Source organism: Bosea sp. BIWAKO-01, assembly GCF_001748145.1.
Lineage (GTDB): Bacteria > Pseudomonadota > Alphaproteobacteria > Rhizobiales > Beijerinckiaceae > Allobosea.
In genome coordinates, this window is the sequence record NZ_BCQA01000001.1 from 4,910,040 (window position 1) to 4,927,641 (window position 17,602).

The 17,602-nt window shown below is 64.5% G+C and carries 20 protein-coding genes; 9 read left to right on the forward strand and 11 right to left on the reverse strand.

All coding sequences use genetic code 11. The features are described from left to right. The first annotated feature begins 144 nt into the window (after nt 1-144). Complete coding sequence (locus BIWAKO_RS22975; protein WP_141740202.1) at nt 145-414, forward strand: hypothetical protein; 270 nt, start codon at nt 145-147, stop codon at nt 412-414. A 71-nt stretch (nt 415-485) separates the two neighbouring features. Here the strand turns inward: BIWAKO_RS22975 and BIWAKO_RS22980 are convergent, their stop codons facing one another. Continuing rightward, nucleotides 486-1,655, reverse strand: a complete 1,170-nt coding sequence (locus BIWAKO_RS22980) for a glycerophosphodiester phosphodiesterase (protein WP_069880622.1) — start codon at nt 1,653-1,655, stop codon at nt 486-488. A 219-nt stretch (nt 1,656-1,874) separates the two neighbouring features. Continuing rightward, nucleotides 1,875-2,015, reverse strand: coding sequence for a hypothetical protein (locus tag BIWAKO_RS36090; protein ID WP_176733387.1), 141 nt, complete (start codon nt 2,013-2,015; stop codon nt 1,875-1,877). Between the two features lie 410 nt (nt 2,016-2,425). Here BIWAKO_RS36090 and BIWAKO_RS22985 point away from each other — a divergent pair, with 410 nt between their 5' ends. Then, nucleotides 2,426-3,724, forward strand: a complete 1,299-nt coding sequence (locus BIWAKO_RS22985) for an RsmB/NOP family class I SAM-dependent RNA methyltransferase (RefSeq protein WP_069880623.1) — start codon at nt 2,426-2,428, stop codon at nt 3,722-3,724. Nucleotides 3,725-3,774: 50 nt separating this feature from the next. After that, on the forward strand, nt 3,775-5,337 hold the full coding sequence (gene guaA, locus BIWAKO_RS22990; RefSeq protein WP_069880624.1) for a glutamine-hydrolyzing GMP synthase: 1,563 nt from the start codon (nt 3,775-3,777) through the stop codon (nt 5,335-5,337). Between the two features lie 108 nt (nt 5,338-5,445). On the opposite strand, the gene BIWAKO_RS22995 is transcribed toward guaA, so the two are convergent. The 3 genes from BIWAKO_RS22995 to BIWAKO_RS23005 are packed head-to-tail and all read right to left on the reverse strand — an operon-like array spanning nt 5,446 to nt 7,484. Then, the gene (locus tag BIWAKO_RS22995; protein WP_069880625.1) at nt 5,446-6,696 is read right to left on the reverse strand and encodes an RNA polymerase sigma factor; all 1,251 of its coding nucleotides are present in this window, start codon (nt 6,694-6,696) and stop codon (nt 5,446-5,448) included. Then, nucleotides 6,696-7,049: a YciI family protein gene (locus BIWAKO_RS23000; RefSeq protein ID WP_069880626.1), complete on the reverse strand. Its 354-nt coding sequence runs from the start codon at nt 7,047-7,049 to the stop codon at nt 6,696-6,698. The genes BIWAKO_RS22995 and BIWAKO_RS23000 overlap by 1 nt, the downstream gene beginning before the upstream one ends. Before the next feature lie 36 nt (nt 7,050-7,085). Beyond that, nucleotides 7,086-7,484 (reverse strand): MAPEG family protein, encoded by a 399-nt coding sequence (locus BIWAKO_RS23005; protein ID WP_069880627.1) that lies wholly within the window; start codon nt 7,482-7,484, stop codon nt 7,086-7,088. Between the two features lie 731 nt (nt 7,485-8,215). On the opposite strand from BIWAKO_RS23005, the gene BIWAKO_RS23010 reads away from it, so the two are divergent. Beyond that, on the forward strand, nt 8,216-8,572 hold the full coding sequence (locus BIWAKO_RS23010; protein WP_069880628.1) for a YciI family protein: 357 nt from the start codon (nt 8,216-8,218) through the stop codon (nt 8,570-8,572). 164 nt (nt 8,573-8,736) lie between these two features. Here BIWAKO_RS23010 and BIWAKO_RS23015 read toward each other — a convergent pair whose 3' ends face one another. The 3 genes from BIWAKO_RS23015 to BIWAKO_RS23025 all read right to left on the reverse strand — a co-directional run bounded on the left by BIWAKO_RS23015 (nt 8,737) and on the right by BIWAKO_RS23025 (nt 10,732). Then, nucleotides 8,737-9,315: a phosphoribosyltransferase family protein gene (locus tag BIWAKO_RS23015; RefSeq protein WP_176733388.1), complete on the reverse strand. Its 579-nt coding sequence runs from the start codon at nt 9,313-9,315 to the stop codon at nt 8,737-8,739. 128 nt (nt 9,316-9,443) lie between these two features. Continuing rightward, complete coding sequence (locus BIWAKO_RS23020; protein WP_069880630.1) at nt 9,444-10,367, reverse strand: PLP-dependent cysteine synthase family protein; 924 nt, start codon at nt 10,365-10,367, stop codon at nt 9,444-9,446. Then, nucleotides 10,364-10,732: a DUF488 domain-containing protein gene (locus tag BIWAKO_RS23025; protein WP_069880631.1), complete on the reverse strand. Its 369-nt coding sequence runs from the start codon at nt 10,730-10,732 to the stop codon at nt 10,364-10,366. Before BIWAKO_RS23025 ends, BIWAKO_RS23020 begins: the two co-directional genes overlap by 4 nt. A 90-nt stretch (nt 10,733-10,822) precedes the next feature. On the opposite strand from BIWAKO_RS23025, the gene BIWAKO_RS23030 reads away from it, so the two are divergent. Together BIWAKO_RS23030 and BIWAKO_RS23035 are read left to right on the forward strand one after the other, a co-directional pair. Further along, nucleotides 10,823-11,290, forward strand: coding sequence for a MarR family winged helix-turn-helix transcriptional regulator (locus BIWAKO_RS23030; RefSeq protein ID WP_069880632.1), 468 nt, complete (start codon nt 10,823-10,825; stop codon nt 11,288-11,290). A gap of 197 nt (nt 11,291-11,487) precedes the next feature. Beyond that, nucleotides 11,488-12,120, forward strand: coding sequence for a 2'-5' RNA ligase family protein (locus BIWAKO_RS23035; RefSeq protein ID WP_084651722.1), 633 nt, complete (start codon nt 11,488-11,490; stop codon nt 12,118-12,120). On the opposite strand, the gene BIWAKO_RS23040 is transcribed toward BIWAKO_RS23035, so the two are convergent. Next, nucleotides 12,112-12,771 (reverse strand): helix-turn-helix transcriptional regulator, encoded by a 660-nt coding sequence (locus tag BIWAKO_RS23040; protein ID WP_069880633.1) that lies wholly within the window; start codon nt 12,769-12,771, stop codon nt 12,112-12,114. The two genes, BIWAKO_RS23035 and BIWAKO_RS23040, sit on opposite strands and share 9 nt — an antisense overlap. Nucleotides 12,772-12,855: 84 nt before the next feature. Between BIWAKO_RS23040 and BIWAKO_RS23045 the strand changes: the two genes are divergently transcribed. Together BIWAKO_RS23045 and BIWAKO_RS36095 are read left to right on the forward strand one after the other, a co-directional pair. Next, nucleotides 12,856-13,452 carry a superoxide dismutase gene (locus tag BIWAKO_RS23045; RefSeq protein WP_069880634.1) on the forward strand — a complete coding sequence of 199 codons (597 nt, stop codon included), beginning with the start codon at nt 12,856-12,858 and terminating at the stop codon, nt 13,450-13,452. A 4-nt stretch (nt 13,453-13,456) separates the two neighbouring features. After that, nucleotides 13,457-14,269 carry a DUF2165 family protein gene (locus BIWAKO_RS36095; protein WP_201788642.1) on the forward strand — a complete coding sequence of 271 codons (813 nt, stop codon included), beginning with the start codon at nt 13,457-13,459 and terminating at the stop codon, nt 14,267-14,269. A 36-nt stretch (nt 14,270-14,305) separates the two neighbouring features. Here the strand turns inward: BIWAKO_RS36095 and BIWAKO_RS23055 are convergent, their stop codons facing one another. Further along, on the reverse strand, nt 14,306-15,340 hold the full coding sequence (locus BIWAKO_RS23055; protein WP_069880635.1) for an aldo/keto reductase: 1,035 nt from the start codon (nt 15,338-15,340) through the stop codon (nt 14,306-14,308). A 54-nt stretch (nt 15,341-15,394) separates the two neighbouring features. Continuing rightward, nucleotides 15,395-16,576, reverse strand: a complete 1,182-nt coding sequence (locus BIWAKO_RS23060; RefSeq protein ID WP_069880636.1) for an MFS transporter — start codon at nt 16,574-16,576, stop codon at nt 15,395-15,397. Nucleotides 16,577-16,679: 103 nt separating this feature from the next. Here BIWAKO_RS23060 and BIWAKO_RS23065 point away from each other — a divergent pair, with 103 nt between their 5' ends. After that, nucleotides 16,680-17,585 (forward strand): LysR family transcriptional regulator, encoded by a 906-nt coding sequence (locus tag BIWAKO_RS23065; RefSeq protein ID WP_069880637.1) that lies wholly within the window; start codon nt 16,680-16,682, stop codon nt 17,583-17,585. Nucleotides 17,586-17,602: the final 17 nt, after the last annotated feature.

Here is a 17,602-nt window from a genome sequence, read left to right on the forward strand (position 1 = left end):
TCTGCCATAGTGGACGCCGCCACAGCGATTGATCCGACGACCATAGATAGAGATGGGGCCGGTATCGGCCCGTTTCGGCGCGATCAAATTCCGGAACAATTCGAGATGTACCCCGTTCTTGCCTGCAGAACGGAGGAACGCATCATGAGATTCATTATTCCGATGATGACTGCTGTCCTGCTTGCGACGAGCGGCGCCTATGCCCAGTCGATCAACATTGGACCGGGCGGCGTCTCGGTCGATCCACGCTCGCCGCGCGACCGCGCCATCGACCGCGAAATCCGCCGCGACGAGCGCATGCGCGAACGCGCGCGCTGGGAGCGCAGCAGCTGGCGCGACGATTGCCGCACCGTGAGGACTATCGAGGAAACGCCGCGCGGCGAGATCAGGCGGACGAGGCGGATCTGCGATTGATCTCCCGCTGAAATGTGCAGAGAAAGCCCGCCCCGGTGATCCGGGGCGGGCTTCTGGTCGTTGGGGCTGGCTTATTTGGCGTTGCGGGCCTTCACGGCGGCATCGGGGAAGTCCGAGAACAGCCCGTCGATGCCGAGGTCGAAGAAGGCCTTGTACTCGGCCGCGGGATCGCCCTTGAAATTCGAGGCCAACCGCTTCGGCTCGCTGCGGAACGTCCAGGTATGGACGAAGAGGCCGGCCGCATGCGCGTCCTTGACGACATTGGTCGGTGCGATCAGCACCCGATCCTGTTCGTCGATCTTGCCGTCGCCATTCAGATCCTTCGGCTTGCCGTCGTCGCCGATCGTCTGTTTGCCGGCGAGGATATAGGGCTTCCACGGCCCGACGCCGTCGGCATAGGTCTTGATCTCCTTCAGCCCGTCGGCCGTGACCAGGTCCTTGAAGGTGCGCTTGTCGCCGGTGACGACGAAGTCGTAGGGCTTGTCGAAGGGCGCGGCGAGGACGATGCCGCCATCCTTGTCGACGTCATCGGCATCGACGAGCTGGACGAGGCGCAGTTGCGTCTTGCCGCGCAGATATTTGAGATTGGCCGTCTCGAAGCTCTGGATGATCACGGGCGAGGACTTTTCGGTCCAGCCGGCCGCCTTCAACTGGTCGAGCAGGCGGTCCTCGAGCGGCAGCCCGATCGCAGCATGAAAGATCGGGTGCTTGGTTTCGGGGTAGATGCCGATGGTCCGGCCAGTCCGGGTGCTTTCGGCCTTGGCGAGATCGATGATCTCCTGCAGCGTCGGGATCGGAAATTTGCCATTATGCGACTGGTCGCGATCGGGCATCGCCTGCTTGGCGCGCAACGTCTTGATCTCGGCGAGGGTGAAATCCCCGGCGAACCAGTCATTGGTGTCGACACCGTCGACCTTCCTGACAGTCTTGCGAGCAGCGAATTCCGGTCGCTCGGAAACGTCGGTGGTGCCGCTCAGCATCGGCTCGTGCCGTGCGACGAGTACACCGTCCTTGGTCGCGACAAGATCGGGCTCGATGAAATCGGCGCCCTGTTCGATCGCCAACTTGTAGGATTCGAGCGTGTGCTCGGGCCTGTGGCCGCTGGCGCCGCGATGACCGACGATGAGGGGCTTCTTCCCATCAAGCGTCGGCACGGGTTGGGCAAAGGCGGGCGATGTGGCAGCAAGGCCGCCGCAGGCGAGGGCGGCCAGCATCGTGGCCGAAAGTAGCGTCTGTTTCATCGGATCTGTTCCCTGATCGCGGCAAGAGCGCGCGACCATGATCAGACGATATGACAGCTCCGTGAAGTGGTCTTATTACGCTACGACAACTTTTAAGCGAGGCGCGGGGCGCTGCCCGTCCGGTCGGAGTCTTGCCGCGTCCTGCCGGACGAGGATCGCGATTCGCGGCAGAAGCGTCGCCCGGCCAAGCCAGGGCGACGCCTTGTGTCTGCGGCGGGTTCAGCGCCTGTTTTCGAGCGTCGTCTTGGCGTCGAGGCGCTTCTGGGGGGGCGGGGTCAGGTCTGGCGGCGGCGTCGTGGCGCAGGCGGTGAGGGCCAGGGCAAGAAGACCGGCAAGCGTGATTCGGCAAAGGCGCTGCATGGCGTGGTTTCCACTTGATCGGAGCGATCGCCCCCGTGTGCAGCTGACGACGACGCTTCGTCAAGCAGACGGCTTCACATGATAATACGTCGACTTTCAAGCTGGGCGCAGCACGGCAGTCAGCCTCGGTTGCCGGATCATCCTGCGACGAAGACCGTAAGCCCGGAAAGGCCGGACCCCCGATGCGGATTGTGGCATTCGGCGAGAGTGCCGCAAAATCTGCCAGGGGATGGCCCGGTCCGGAGCTCCCGTGAGTGGCGCAGCAGGACGGCTGCTCAACCGGGACGGACGGTCCGAGACATGCCTGCGCCTCAAGTATCCGGTCGAGACGTTGTTGCCCCTGCCTCGTCTATATGACACCACAGCGCCGAGATTGTGCCGCAGACGCCGGCACCAGACGGAACGACGCAATGACCCCTGCCGCCCGCATCAGCGCCGCCATCGAGGTGCTGGACGATATCATCCAGCGTCGCCGACCGGCATCCGACGCCCTGAAGGATTGGGGCCTGTCGCGGCGCTTTGCCGGGTCAAAGGATCGCGCCGCAATTGCGACGCTGGTGTATGACGCGCTCCGCCGTCGCTCGTCCTCGGCCTTTGCCATGGGCGAGGAGACCTCGCGGGCGATGGTTCTCGGCATGCTGGCCGGCCTGCGCGAACTCCGGATGGAAGAGATCGCCGAACTGTGCTCGGGCGAGAACCACGCGCCCGCACCGCTGACGCGCGAGGAGGCGACCCGGCTGATCACCTTCGATCTCGACGATGCACCGGGCTGGGTCCGCGCCGATGTGCCGGAATGGCTTTGGCCCGCTTTCTCAGCGAGCTTTGGCGAGCAGGCCGTGTCGGAGGGCGCTGCACTGGCCGATCGTGCGCCGATCGATATCCGCGTCAACCGCCTTAAGGCGAATCAAGCCAAGGTGTTGGCGGATCTTGCTCATCTCGGAGCGGAGGCGGGGGCATGGTCCCCTGATGCGATCCGCTTTCTGCCGGGGGCGGATGGGCGCGGCCCCTCGCTGCAGAGCGAGCCGAGCTTCTTCGAGGGCGCCTTCGAGATCCAGGATGAGGGCTCGCAGCTCGTCTCGCTGCTGGCCGGCGCCAGACCCGGCGAGACCGTGGTCGATCTTTGCGCCGGCGCCGGAGGCAAGACGCTGGCTCTGGCCGCCCAGATGCAGAATCAGGGTCGCCTGTTCGCGACCGATCTCGATAGCCGTCGTCTTGCGCCTCTGCATGAGCGGCTGGCGCGCTCGGGCGCCAGTATCGTCCAGATCCGCGTCCCGCGCAGCCGCGGCCATGAATCGCTCACCGAAGTTGTCGGCGAGGCCGACCTCGTCCTGGTCGATGCGCCCTGCACCGGCTCCGGCACCTGGCGGCGCAATCCCGATGCAAAATGGCGCGTCAGACCGGGCGCGCTCGCCGAGCGGATCAAGGAACAGGCCGAGGTGCTGGCGCGCGCGGCCCGCCTGGTGAAGCCCGGCGGTCGTATTGCCTATGTCACCTGCTCGGTGCTTCCCGATGAGAATGACGGGGCCGTTTCAGGGTTCCTGCAGCGCCATCCCAGCTTCACCCTCGTGCCGAGCCAGGAGATCCTGTCGTCGACGGAAGGCGACTTTGCTCTGCTCGCGCGGTTCTCGACCGCGCTTGGCCTGCAATTGTCGCCGCAGCGCACCGGGACGGACGGATTCTATCTGGCTTGCGTCAGGCGCGAGGCCTGAGGCGCGCTTGCGCCGTTGCGCCTGCGCGCGTGATGGCGTAACCGGGCGCGATGACGAGCAAGCCCCACGACTCCATCCTCATCATCGATTTCGGTAGCCAGGTCACGCAGCTGATCGCGCGTCGCGTACGCGAGATCGGCGTCTATTGTGAGATCGCGCCGTTCCAGTCGGCCTCCGAGGCCTTTCAGCGGATGAAGCCGAAGGGCGTCATCTTCTCCGGCGGGCCGGCCTCGGTGCCGGATGAAAATTCGCCGCGCGCCCCGCAGGAGGTCTTCTCGGCGGGCCTGCCACTTCTCGGCATCTGCTATGGCCAGCAGACCATGGCTCATCAGCTCGGCGGCAAGGTCGAGGGCGGGCATGCCGCCGAGTTCGGCCGCGCCGATGTCGAGATCGTCGCGCCTTCGGCACTGTTCAGGGATGTCTGGAACCAGGGCGGTCGCTTTCCGGTGTGGATGAGCCACGGCGACCGCGTCACGCAGTTGCCGGCTGGCTTTTCGGTCAAGGCGACCTCGGAGAACGCGCCCTTTGCTGTGGCGAGCGACGAGGAACGGCGTTTCTATTCAACCATGTTCCACCCGGAGGTGGTGCACACGCCGGACGGCGCCAAGTTGCTGCGCAACTTCGTCGTCGATATCTGCGGCTGCGTCCCGGATTGGAGCATGTCCGCCTATCGCTCCGAGACCATCGCCAAGATTCGTGCGCAGGTCGGCAGGGGCAGGGTGATCTGCGGGCTTTCCGGCGGCGTCGATTCCGCCGTTGCCGCCGTGCTGATCCACGAGGCCATCGGCGACCAGCTCACCTGCGTCTTCGTTGATCATGGCCTGATGCGGATGAACGAGGCGGAAGAGGTCGTGCGCCTGTTCCGCGACAGCTACAACATCCCGCTCGTGCATGTGGAGGCTGAGGAACTCTTCCTCGCCGAGCTCGCCAAATGCGGCTCCGATCCGGAGGCCAAGCGCAAGACCATCGGCCGCCTCTTCATCGAGGTCTTCGACGAGGAAGCGCGCAAGCTCGGTGGCGCCGATTTCCTGGCGCAGGGGACGCTCTATCCCGACGTGATCGAGAGCGTCTCCTTCTCCGGCGGGCCCTCGGTGACGATCAAGTCGCACCACAATGTCGGCGGGTTGCCCGAGCGCATGAAGATGAAGCTCGTCGAGCCGCTGCGCGAGCTGTTCAAGGACGAGGTCCGCGTCCTGGGCCGGGAGCTTGGCCTGCCCGAGGCCTTCGTCGGCCGCCATCCCTTCCCGGGACCGGGCCTCGCCATTCGCTGCCCCGGCGAAATCACCAAGGAAAAGCTCGACATCCTGCGCAAGGCTGATGCGATCTATCTCGAGGAGATCCGCAAGGCCGGTCTCTACGACGTGATCTGGCAGGCTTTTGCCGTGCTGCTGCCGGTGCGCACCGTCGGCGTGATGGGTGACTACCGCACTTACGACCATGTCTGCGCCTTGCGCGCTGTCACTTCGGTCGACGGCATGACCGCCGATTTCTACCCCTACGACATGGCCTTCCTCGGCCGTACCGCGACCCGCATCATCAACGAGGTCAAGGGCATCAACCGGGTCGTCTACGACGTGACGTCGAAGCCGCCTGGTACGATCGAGTGGGAGTGAGGAAAGCCGTGTAGCGACAAGGAGGGGGCGACAGCGCACCGGATGCGCCGCCGTGCCCCGTCGCCCGATCCAAACGGCGCGGGATCAGGTTGGCCGCGATTGCGGTCCCTAAGACGTCTCTGGCGCTTGCCGGGCGACCTGATCCCGGCGGCACCTGAGAAAGAGCGCGTCTGATGGATTGGACGCGAGGCCGATGGCACGATCAAAGGCGGCAAGTGCAGCGTCGGTCGAGCCCGAGCGGGACAGCAGTTCGGCATGTGCCGCATGAAACGGCTGATAGGCCGAGAGCGCTGAGGCAAGCGACCCAAGAGCGTGCAGGCCAGCTCGGAGTGCGCCAGCCTCGGCCAATGCCGCGGCACGGTTCAGCTGGACTACCGGCGTTGGTTCCATCCGCAACAGGCTATCATAGAGCAGGACGATCTGCGGCCAGTCGGGCGGCTCCACCTGGACATGCAGGGCGGCAATCGCCGCCTTGATCTGAAAGGGCCCCGGCGCGCGTCGCGCCACAACACGATCGAGCAACGCCAGCCCTTCGGCAATCCGGGCGCCATCCCAAAGCCTGCGGTCCTGCAATGCAAGGGGGATGCTGGTTCCGCCGGCATCGAGCCGCGCCGCGCGGCGGGCTTCGGTGATCAGCATCAGCGCCAGCAGCCCCTCGATTTCGGCCTGGTCCGGGCGCAGGCCATTCAACATGCGCGCCAGATAGATGGCCTCTTCACCCAAAGGACTGGCGTGAGATTCGTCCGCACCTGAATAGGCCTGGTTGAAAATCAGATAGACGACGGTCAGGACGGATTGGAGCCGTTCTGACCAGGCTTCCGGCCCGGGTACGGCATAGGGTATGCCGGCAGCGAGTATCTTTGTCCGTGCCCGCGAAAGGCGCTGGCCCATGGTGGTTTCGTTGTCGAGGAAAGCAGCGGCAACTTCGGCCGTGCTCAACCCGCCCAGCGTGCGCAGGGTCAGTGCGACCCGGGTCTTGGGCTCCAGCGCCGGATGGCAGCAGGTGAAGATCAGTCGCAGGCGTTCGTCGGCAATATCCTCGGTCGTCGTCTCGGCTGCTTCCGCGAGGGAAAGCCGGGCGATCTCGCCAGCCTCGCGGTCCTCACGGGCAGACTTGCGCAAGCGATCGATCGCCTTGCGCAGCGCGACCTTCAAGAGCCAGCCCTGAGGCGAGGCAGGCAGTCCCGTCCTTCCCCAATGCACGACCGCCGAGGCCAAGGCGTCCTGCAGCGCATCCTCGGCAAGCTGAAAATTCTTCAGCTGAACGATCAGCGCAGACAGAAGCCGCCCCCGATCCGTCCGCACCACATTCTCGATGGTACAGGAAACGGAGCGGGGATCGGGGGCGGCGTCCGACATCAGGCGTCGTAGTCCATCACAGGCCGCACTTCGATCGTCCCATAGGCCGCCGACGGGATCATCGCCGCGAAGCGCAGGGCGGCATCGAGGTCCGGAACCTCGAAGATGTAGTAGCCGCCAAGGCGTTCCTTGGTCTCGGCAAAGGGGCCATCCATCGTCTCCACCTTGCCGCCGCGAACCCTCAGACTCGTGGCCGTGTCGACATCCCTGAGGCCTTCGCCCGCCACATAGGCGCCCGCCGCCTTCAGGGTCTCGTTGAAGGCAAAATAGCCCTTCATCATCACCTCGAATTCAGGCGTGCCATAGGCTGGCTCGAGGGACGGATCACTATAGATCAGCGCCATGTACTGCATGTCAGGTCTCCGGTGGTGAGCAGGTTCGGGGAGGTATCAGGGGCGAGAACCAAGCGCGACGAGGGCGAGGGCCAAGGTCAGCGTCAGGGTTGCGAGGATGCAGGCCGAGTTGCCCGCGATCCGCAGGGGATGGGTGGGGGCATTGGCGCGCAGGCCGATGGGATGCAAGATCCGACCGATGACCACCAGCGCCCCCGCCGCGTGCAGCCAGAGCGGGCCGGCGCCCTGGCCCTCGGCCAGCACCATCAGGATGAGGATCATCGGCACCCATTCGACGAAATTGCCATGCCGGCGGATGCGTTCATGCAGATCGGTATTGCCGGCATCTCCGATGGAGACGCTCAGGGCCGAACGGGTTTTGGTGACGCCGATCCACAGGACCAGAAAAATCACGGCCAGGGGGATCGCGTAGAGCGAGGTAATCGGAAAAATCATCAGGTCGGGCCATTCAGCTTGGTTTCGATGCCCCAAGAACGCTGCCCAATCTGGGATTTCGACATCCGAACAAAAACTTTCAAACGAGCGCGTCGGGAGGCATCCACTAGGGTAAATTCCTGGAGCTGGCCAGTCATATGAGGCTATCTATAAATAATACTCTATCTGATGAAAATGAAGAAAATTGCATGACGTAGTTTTCATATAATAAATATAAATTAAGATAAATATAGTTTGAGAACAAATTAAGTGGCAGATACGGATATAAGGCGAATGATTAGTGCGCATGTCCCGCGGTGCGATTATTGATCTCGCCGCGCCGGCAATAGCGCATGTACCGTCAATGCCACCCATCGAGCCGGAGCCCGCTCTTTGACTGAACGCATAGAGCGCGGCGTCACGCCGGGGCTGGGCGCCCGGCAGGCATCACAAGAAACGCGCCTGATAACGGGTCGCCATCTGCGGCACATGCGCTTCGGCGACGTCAGCCGCCCGGTACGACCAGGTGGGAGTGACGGGCCGATCCGGCGGCGGACACCGCGCAACTCATTAAGCCTCATACCCGCGATTACGCGGGCTTTCTTATTGGATCCGATCACAATTTGCATGGTTTGAGCGAGTGGAGAAAAATCTCGCACGTCTGTCGATTTGGCAGGTGCTCATTCGTCGAGATGCAGAGGGCAGGAGGCGCGACATCGTCGCGACGGTTCCCTCGACAGGGAGATGAACCAATGCGTTTCATGATGATGGTCAAGGCTGACGAGCAGGGGGCGCCGCCACCCGCATTGATGGAGGCGATGGGCAAGCTTATCGAGCGGGAAACCAGGGCCGGCCGGTTGATCGACACCGGCGGGCTGTTGCCAAAGCCGATGGGCTTCGAGGTCCGGTTGCATGGCGGGAAGGTCAAGGTTGTCGACGGCCCCTTCGCTGAGGCCAAGGAGGTCATCGGTGGCTACGCGATATTCGAACTCGCTGGCCGCGAGGAGGCCGAAGCCAGCGCCATCGAGTTCATGACCTTGCACAAGGATTTCGCACCGGGCTGGGAGGGCATTTGCGAAGTTCGTGCGATGGCGCCGACGGGGGGATGACCCCACTCCGTGGGCCTGGCTCGCGGTCATCACGGCGCCACCCTCGCGGCCGATGATCTCAGATCACGTGTCGCGAGGGCTGCGTCAGCGTTTGCTCGCCAGTGCTCCGGGGGGCACGCCATTTCAGGAGGCGCTGCAGCCTTTTCGATCTCCCTAAAACGGGCTCAGCGGACAAGCGATTCACCGGTCGCTTCGGTCCGCGGGACGATCTGGAGGCTGTGCACTGCCAGTCCCGCGCTCTCCAGCCGTTCGCGACCACCCATTCCTTCGAGTTCGAATACGAAGAGGGCGGTCTGGCAGTTCCCGCCCAATCGACGGATGAGCTGTGCGGCGGCCAGCGCGGTGCCACCGGTCATCAGGCAATCATCGAGAACGGCGACGGAGCGGCCGGCGATCGGCATGCTCTTCGAGATCGCGATGCCATTGCCGAGGTCATAATTGGCCATGATGCCGCGAATGACATCGGCTTTGATCGACTCGATCTTCCGGACATCGAAGAAACCGAGTGCGCTTCGATAGGCGAGTGCACCCGCAAATCCCAGCCCGCCAACATCGATGCCGGCCAGCACCTCGACATGGCTCGGCAGACATCCTGCCAACGCATCGACAGCGTGTTGCGCCAATCGGCCATTGGCGGACATCGGGGAGGCGTCCGGGTAATCAATGCCGGCGACCGGGTAGTTCTTCCAGCGACGATGAGGGAGTTCACGGGCCTCGTCGCCTTCCGGCGCAGTGATCGTCATCCGACCCATGATCTCCGATGCCTTCGCGCTTCCAGAAAGCATCTCATGCCTTCTTGCAGGGTTGATGACAAACACCGGCTGTCAGCGCGACGCGCGCAGGTTCAAGCAGCATTGGTTGCCCAGCGATTTCAGTGTTTGCTGAGATACTTCATGCCGGTATCGCACATCACGGAGACGATGGTCGCTCCGGAGCCGAACTGCTCGGCGAGGCGTAGCGCCGCGACGACATTGGCGCCTGTCGAGGTTCCGCCGAAAAGGCCTTCCTCCCGGGCAAGGCGGCTGGCCATGGCGGCAGCCTCCTCCGTCGAGACCAGCTCGATCCGGTCGGCAACGTTCTTGTCCCAGAGCGGCACGACATAGCCGGCCCCGATCCCGTCGATCCTGTGGGCTCCGGTCTCGCCCCCCGACAATACCGGCGACTCGGCGGGCTCCACAGCCGCGATCGTGATCGCGGGGTTGTGCCGGCGCAGCGCCTGGCCGGTTCCGCGGAGCGAGGCGGCTGTGCCGACGCTCTGGACGAAGCCGTCGATCCGGCCCGACGTCTGCGCCCAGATCTCGTCGGCCATCCCCTGATAGGCCGCCATCTGGTCGCGGTTCTTCATCTGGTCGGTCCAGAAACTGCCGGTTTCGGCGGCAACGACCCGCGCGGCCTCGATCATGTCGCGGGTGAGTTTCGCGGTCATGCGGCCGCTCTCGCTGGGAATGATCTGAAGTTCCGCGCCCAGCATCTTCATGTGTTCGAGCTTTTCACGCGCGAAGGCGTCCGAGGTCACGATGTGCAGCGGATACCCTTTCACGGCACAGACCAGCGACAGGGAGACGCCCGTGCTGCCGCCGGTATATTCAACGACAGAACCACCCGGCTTCAGGCGGCCGTCCGCTTCGGCGGCCTCGACCATCGCCAGCGCCATGCGGTCCTTCATGCTCCCAGTCGGGTTTTCGCTTTCGAGCTTCAGCAGGATCCGGGCGCCGCTTGCCGGTGCGATCCGCTGCAGGGCGAGGAGGGACGTGCTGCCGATGAGGTCCAGGATGGTTCGGTCCGGGTGTTTCATCTCAAGGAGCCTTGTTTTTCCAACCAGATCTTCAGCGCAACCGCATTGTTCCGCTCTTCGTCGCGCGCCGCGTAGAGCAGGGTCACCGGGCCTTCGCGCAGGTGCTGGGCGAGCTCCCTGGCGGCGACCTGCGCCGTTTCGCTTGTCAGTTCGTCCGCATAGGCTCCACAGAACGCGTCCCAATCATCGGGCTTGCCGTGGAACTGCTTCCGCAGGGCATCGCTCGGCGCGATCTCCTTGAGCCAGAGGTCGATATGCGCCTTCTCCTTCGAGATGCCGCGCGGCCAAAGCCGGTCGACCAGGATGCGCTTGCCGTCAGTGGCAGCCGGCTGCTCGTAGACGCGCTTCAGGACGAATGAGGCCATTGGACGCCCGCCAGGTGGTGGAACGAGGCGCCCGGATTGCGCGGGCGGCCCATTTCCATGCATCTACATTTATTGTAGATGCATATAACCATGAGAGTTGGGACGCAATCGCAAGGCAGCCTGCGACGTGAGGCTCGCGCCCTGGTCGACGCCTGCCCGGCCTGGAATGCCCGGCTGGCGGCGCGACGCATCTCGATGTTCATCGATCGGGAAATGGCGGGCCTTGGCCTCACTGCGGCGCAAGCCGGGCTGATGGCCCAGATCGCGACCATCGGCGACGATACGCTCGGTGCGCTCGCTCAACGGACCGGGCTCGAGCAATCGACCCTGTCGCGCAACCTGCGGACGCTGGAGCGCCAGGGGCTCATTGAGATCGCAGTGGTGGAGGCGGATCTGCGGCGCCGAGCGGTGTGGCTGACCGAAGGCGGCGTGCGGCGGCTGCAGGAGGCCCTGCCGATCTGGCGCAGGGCACAGGCCAGCCTCGCGCAGATCCTGCCGTCTGGACTGGCGCGCGAGCTCGCAGACCACAGCGAGGCGCTGGCCGAGGCGAAGCCCTGATCACGACTGCCTTGAAAGCTCCAAAATCTCTTGATCGAGTGCGCGCCCTGGTCCCCCTCCGGCGAGCATCATGGCGCTGAGGTCGGTCGCGCTGCGATTGGAGGGCCTTGCTAGCGGCGGCAGGACAACAGGTATCGGATTCCGCGCTGCCGTAGCGGTCGGACAGCTTGCCGGACAGGTCGAGAGTGAGGTGCGAGATGACACCTGTCGACGCGTCTGATTTATCGATGCCGGATCTCGGTCTTCCGCAAAACCTTCGCGGCCCCCCAAGACCGGGCAGCCGCGAAAGCGTCGCGCTCTTCTTCGCCCTCCTGCCGGAGCCGGATACTGCGAGCTACATTTCCCATCTCGCCGGCGACCTTCGCACCGAGTTCAATCTGCATGGCCGGCTGCGCCCGACGAGGCTGCTTCACGTCTCGTTGAACAAGGTCGGCAATTTCATCGAATTTCCCGAGGAGATCGTCGCCGCGGCACAGGAAGCGGGCCGAATGGTCGAGGCGCATCAATTTGCAGTGAGCCTTGACCGGTTCCTCAGTTTCAGCGGCGGCGAGCCCCACGCCTTCGTCCTGTGCTGCGGGGAGGATCTCGCCGCCCTCTCGACACTGCGCCGCACCATCGATCGGGCGCTCAAGAGGGTTGGGCTGAAGCCGGGCGGGCAGGCAGGCTCAACGCCCCATGTCACCATTTTGTACGACCGTGAACTCGTCCCCTCCATGGGGCTCGAACGGCCTATTGGCTGGATCGCGCGCGACTTTGTCCTGATCGAGAGTTTCCAGGGACAAGGCCGATACGAGATTCTGGGGCGCTGGCCGCTGCACCCGCTATGTTGAAGGTCGAATGCGGTAAGCGCAGCGCCGCGCGCCGTGGAGGATGTGCTCCTCCCGTTCGACCGAGCAGTCCGGTCCTAGCGTGTCTCTGAAGATCGCGAGTTCGGCGCGGCAAAAGCCCTGGCAGATCGATGCGGCGGCGCAGATCGGGCAGTGGTTCTCGATCAGAAGCCAGCCATCCTCCGATCGCTGCCACTCAGCCATATAGCCTTCGCGGCTCCGGATCTCGGTGAGCGCCGCAATGCGGGTCTCCAGCCCTTGAGCGTCCACCATGGCCGCCTGATAGGCGGTTCGCATCTCGGTTTCGCGGGCGCCGATCAATCGGTCGAGTGCATCTGCGCCCAGGAGTTCGCGCACCGACCGCAACAGGCTGACCGTGAGCTCCGCATGGCTGTCCGGGAAACGCGCCTGGCCCTTGTCGGTCAAACGCCAGAACTGGGTCGGGCGGCCGACACCCCGGGATACGGTCTCGGCTTCGACAAGCGCGTCGGTCGCGAGCTTCGCGAGTTGCTGCCGCGCGTTCTCGCCCGTCGTGCCAAGTGCCTTTCCCAGGTCGGAAGCGGTCTGCGCCCCGCGTGTCTTCAACAGGGTGAGGAGCCGGTCCGCTGGCGGGCGAGGCAGCGAGGATTCATTTTCCAAGTGAATGCTTGACATATTTGAGCGGCGCCAATATTCCAAGATAATACTTGTTTAATAGAGCTTGCTGCGGCTCACTGCAAGCCAGCGCTGGAAACGATCATGCCCTTCACCCTTCCGAGCCTGCCTTATTCCTCCGATGCGCTGGCGCCCGTCATGTCCGCGGAGACGCTGGAGCTGCATCACGGCAAGCACCATCAGGCCTATGTCACCAAACTCAACGAGCTTGTCCCGGGCTCCGCTTTCGAAGGCTTGAGCCTTGAGGAGATCGTTCGCGGCTCCTTCGAAAAGCCGGGGGCAGAGGCGATCTTCAACAATGCGGGTCAGCACTGGAATCACACTTTCTTCTGGCCATCGATGCGGCGCGATGCCCGCGGCATGCCTGGCAGGCTGGATGCCCGGCTGAAGGGCGATTTCGAAACGATCGATGCCTTCAAGGCCGAGTTCGTGAAGCAGGGCCTTGCCCAGTTCGGGTCCGGCTGGGTCTGGCTGGTGCAGACGCGGGACGGGCGCCTTGCCGTCACCAAGTCAGCCAACGCGATCAACCCGCTGGTCCATGACCAGACGCCGCTGCTCGGCTGCGATGTCTGGGAGCACTCCTACTATGTCGACTATCGCAACCGGCGTGCCGATTATCTCCAGGCTTTCGTCGATCATCTCGTCGACTGGGACGTGGTCGCGTCGCGCTTGCCGGCCTGAGCCGGTGACGGGTCTTGCCGAGCGGCTGTCGGCGCGGCTCGCGGCAGGCGCGGACAGCCACATCCTCCGCTTCGCCCTCGGCGCTGCCTGCCTGAAGTGCGGCGATGGCGCGGCCGCGATCGTGCATCTCGAGCGCGCGGTCGTGCTTGATCCCGATTATTCGGCGGCATGGGCGCAGCTCGGGCGTGCCCGGTTGCTGGCGGGTCTGACGCAAGGGGCGTGCGCAGCGTGGCAGAGCGGAATTGCGGCTGCCGAGCGGCGGGGCGACATTCAGTCCGCTCGGCAGATGCAGGTCTTCCTCAAACGCGCTTCGAGGGCGTGGATCGTGCCTGATCTGCCCCCAGCGATCCTGCTGTTCAAGGCGATGCTGGTCTGCGGCCTTGCGCTCTGGTCGGCAATCACGGTGCTGAATAATATTCGCGACTTCCGCGGGGCGGCGGCTGCCATTGCGCGCACATTGGCAATGATGCCGCTCAAGGAGGAGCCGGCCATTCCGACACCGCTGCTGCGGCGGGAATTGCTCTCCGATGGCTGGTCTATTCTCGCGCTTGCCGCAATCCTCGCGATGCAGGCTCTTGCGACCGCGCTGCTTGGCCTTGGTGGATATGAATTGATCCGCGCCTGCCTGACTGCCGTGTCTCCGGAGCGGGGCATCTGGTTCTCGACTGCGGGGCTCGGCGTGATGGCGCTGGTCTGGCTGTCGAGGATGAGCGGCGGCCTCTGGTTTGGCTACTGGATCCGCCAGGGCGAACTCCAGCTCACGCAGATCGCTCTGCTCATCATGACCGTTGTGGCTACGCTGGCGGTCAATGCCTGACGCCGCTCGGGCGTCAGGCTGGCTTGTCCTGCAGTCTCAGACGATGGGCGGGTTGAGCCGCGCAAATCCTTCCTGACGGCGATAGGGAAAATAGGGATAGGGCGCGGTCACGCTGCTTGCTGCATCCAGTCGCGCGATCTGCTCGGCGGTCAGCGACCAACCGACCGCTCCGAGATTCTGCCGGAGCTGCTCCTCGTTGCGGGCGCCGATGATGACGCTCGACACGGTCGGGCGCTGAAGCAGCCAGTTGATCGCGATTTGCGGCACCGATCGGCCGGTCTCCTTGGCGACCTCGTCGAGCGCATCGACCACCGCATAGAGCCGCTCATCGTCGACCGGCGGACCGAACTCGGCGGTCTGGTGCAGGCGGCTTCCCTCCGGCAACGGCTGGCCGCGGCGCAGCTTGCCGGTGAGGCGGCCCCAGCCGAGCGGGCTCCAGACCAATGCGCCCACGCCCTGGTGGCGCCCGAGCGGCATCAGTTCCCATTCGTAGTCACGCCCGACCAGCGAGTAATAGACCTGATGAGCGACATAGCGCGGGTAGCCATGCCTCTCAGCGAGCGCAAGCGACTTCATCAGCTCCCAGCCGGCAAAGTTGGAGACGCCGACATAGCGGAGCTTGCCGGCGCGCACGAGGTCTCCGAGCGTCGACAGGACCTCCTCGATCGGCGTATGGGCATCGAAGGCGTGGAGCTGCAACAGGTCGATATGGTCGGTGCCGAGCCGACGGAGCGCATCCTCGACTGCCTTGATCAGGCGCGGGCGCGACGAGCCGGCATCGTTGGGGCCATCGCCCATGGGGAGGCTGGTCTTGGTCGAGATCAGCACCTCGTTGCGGCGCCCCTTGATCGCTTCGCCCAGCACCTCCTCGGACGCTCCGTTGGAATAGACGTCGGCGGTGTCGAACAGAGTGAGACCGGCTTCGAGGCAGATATCGACCAGGCGCCGGGCTTCCCTGGCGTCGGTGGTGCCCCAGGCGCCGAAGAGCGGACCCTGGCCGCCGAAAGTTCCGGCGCCGAAGCTGAGGGCAGGGACCTTGAGACCCGATGCCCCGAGATTGCGATAATCCATGATGGTTCTCCTTGACGTTCGAGCGAGCAGATAAGTCTGGATGGACGAAATCGGTCAGCAGCCACTCAGAGCCGGTGCGGGGGCTGTGGATTTCCGATCGAGGCGCAGGCTCCACAGTGCGACCAGCAGGCCGCCGATCGGCATCAGCGCTGCGACAAGGGGAACGGCCGTCAGGCCGGGGCCATGGTCGATCACTGCGCCGCCGGCCCAGGCGCCGAGTGCATTGCCGAGATTGAAGGCGGCGATGTTGAGGCTGGAGGCGAGGCTCTGACCAGCCCCGGAGGCCTTCTCCAGCACCCAGATCTGAAGGGGAGGGACGGTCGCGAAGCCGGCGGCGCCGAGCAGCCCGACGAAGATGGTGGCTGCTATGCCGTCGTGAATGGCGAAGGTCATCAGGCCGAGCACGAGCGCCAGGACCAGCATGCTGCCGATCACCGTCGGGACGAGGTAACGGTCGGCCAGTCGTCCGCCGATCAGGTTGCCGACGATCAAGCCGGCGCCGAAGACGAGCATGACGGGTGAGACCAGGCTATCGCCGAGCCCGGTCACCTTGGTCAGAATCGGCGCGATATAGGTGAAGACAGCAAAGACACCGGCAAAGCCGAGAACCGTCGTCAGCAGGCCGAGCAGCACGGGGCGCTGCGCCATCGCCTTCAGATCGGTGCGCCAGTCACTCGCCTCCGGTGCCGCCTTATCCTTCGGCACGAAGGCCGCGATGATGGCGAGTGCGACGATGCCGACAAGGGTCACAGCCCAGAAGGTGGCGCGCCAGCCGAGCTGCTGCCCGAGCCAGGTGCCGAACGGTACGCCGAGGATATTGGCGATCGTCAGGCCAGTGAACATGATCGCAATGGCCGAGGCCTTGCGCTCCTGGGGGACGAGGCCCGTCGCGACGACCGAGCCGACGCCGAAGAACGTACCATGCGCGAAGGCGGTGAGGATGCGCGCAGCCATCAGCAACCCGTAGTCCGGAGCCAAGGCACAAGCGGCGTTGCCGAGGGTGAAGATGACCATGAGGGCGAGCAGCACGGTCTTGCGCGGCCAGCGTGCGGTGAAGGCTGTCATCAGCGGCGCACCAACGACCACGCCGAGCGCATAGCCGGAAATCAGCAGCCCGGCCGAAGCGATGGAGACGCCGAGATCTGCGCTAATCTCGATCAGCAGGCCCATGATGACGAATTCGGTGACGCCGATGCCGAAGGCTCCGGCGGTGAGGGCATAGAGTGCAATGGGCATGGTGTGTGTCCGCGAGACGGGGAATGTCTCGCGGCAAGATGGCGCGCTGCAGCATCGTGCGTTAGACTGCCGCAAGGAACATCATTTGTGAGATGAATTCATCATGGCGCGTTTGGAGATCAACCGCTCCGGCGAGATGGAGGTCTTTGCTCGGGTCGTGGAGCTCGGCGGCTTCTCGGCGGCGGCCCGTGCCTTCCGGATGACGCCTTCGGCCGTCAGCAAGCTCGTCGCTCGGCTGGAGAGCCGCCTTGGCACGAGACTGGTGAACCGCTCGACGCGCAAGCTCCAGCTTACGCCGGAAGGCGGCATCTTCTATGAGCGCAGCATCCGTGTCCTGGCCGATCTGGATGAGGCGGAGCGCAGCGCCTCCTCCAGCGAGAGCCCGGCAGGCCGCATTCGCCTCAATACCAACGCGTCCTACGGCACGCATATTCTCGCGCCGGTCGTGCCGGAATTCCTGGCGCGCTATCCCGGCGTGATGCTCAACCTCGTGCAGACCGATGCCATCATCGACCTCATGGAAGAGCGTACCGATGTCGCGGTCAGGGCCGGGCCGCTGAAGAGTTCCAATCTCATCGCCCGCAAGCTCGGTGCGACCCGCATGACGATCGTCGCGGCGCCGAGCTATCTGGAGCGGTTCGGCGAGCCGAAGAGTGTCGCGGAACTCCACGGTCATAACCGCATCGGCCTCTGCTACGCCCGCACCATAGAAGGCTGGCCGCTGCTCGATGGCGGTCAGGCCGTCACCGTCCCGATCGTCGGTAGCACACAGACCAGCGATGGCGAGGCATTGCGGCATCTGGCTGTCGCCGGGGTGGGGCTCGCGCGGCTGGCGACCTTCACCGTGCGCGAGGATATCCGGGCGGGGCGGCTGCGACCGGTTCTGGAGGAGAGCAATCCGGGCGATCTCGAGGAGGTGCACGCCGTCTATCTCGGGCAGGGTGGACCTCTGCCGGCACGTGTCCGGGCGTTGCTCGATTTTCTGGGGGAGAAGGCGCGCGTCGGTTGAGCCCTGTCGATTCCCTG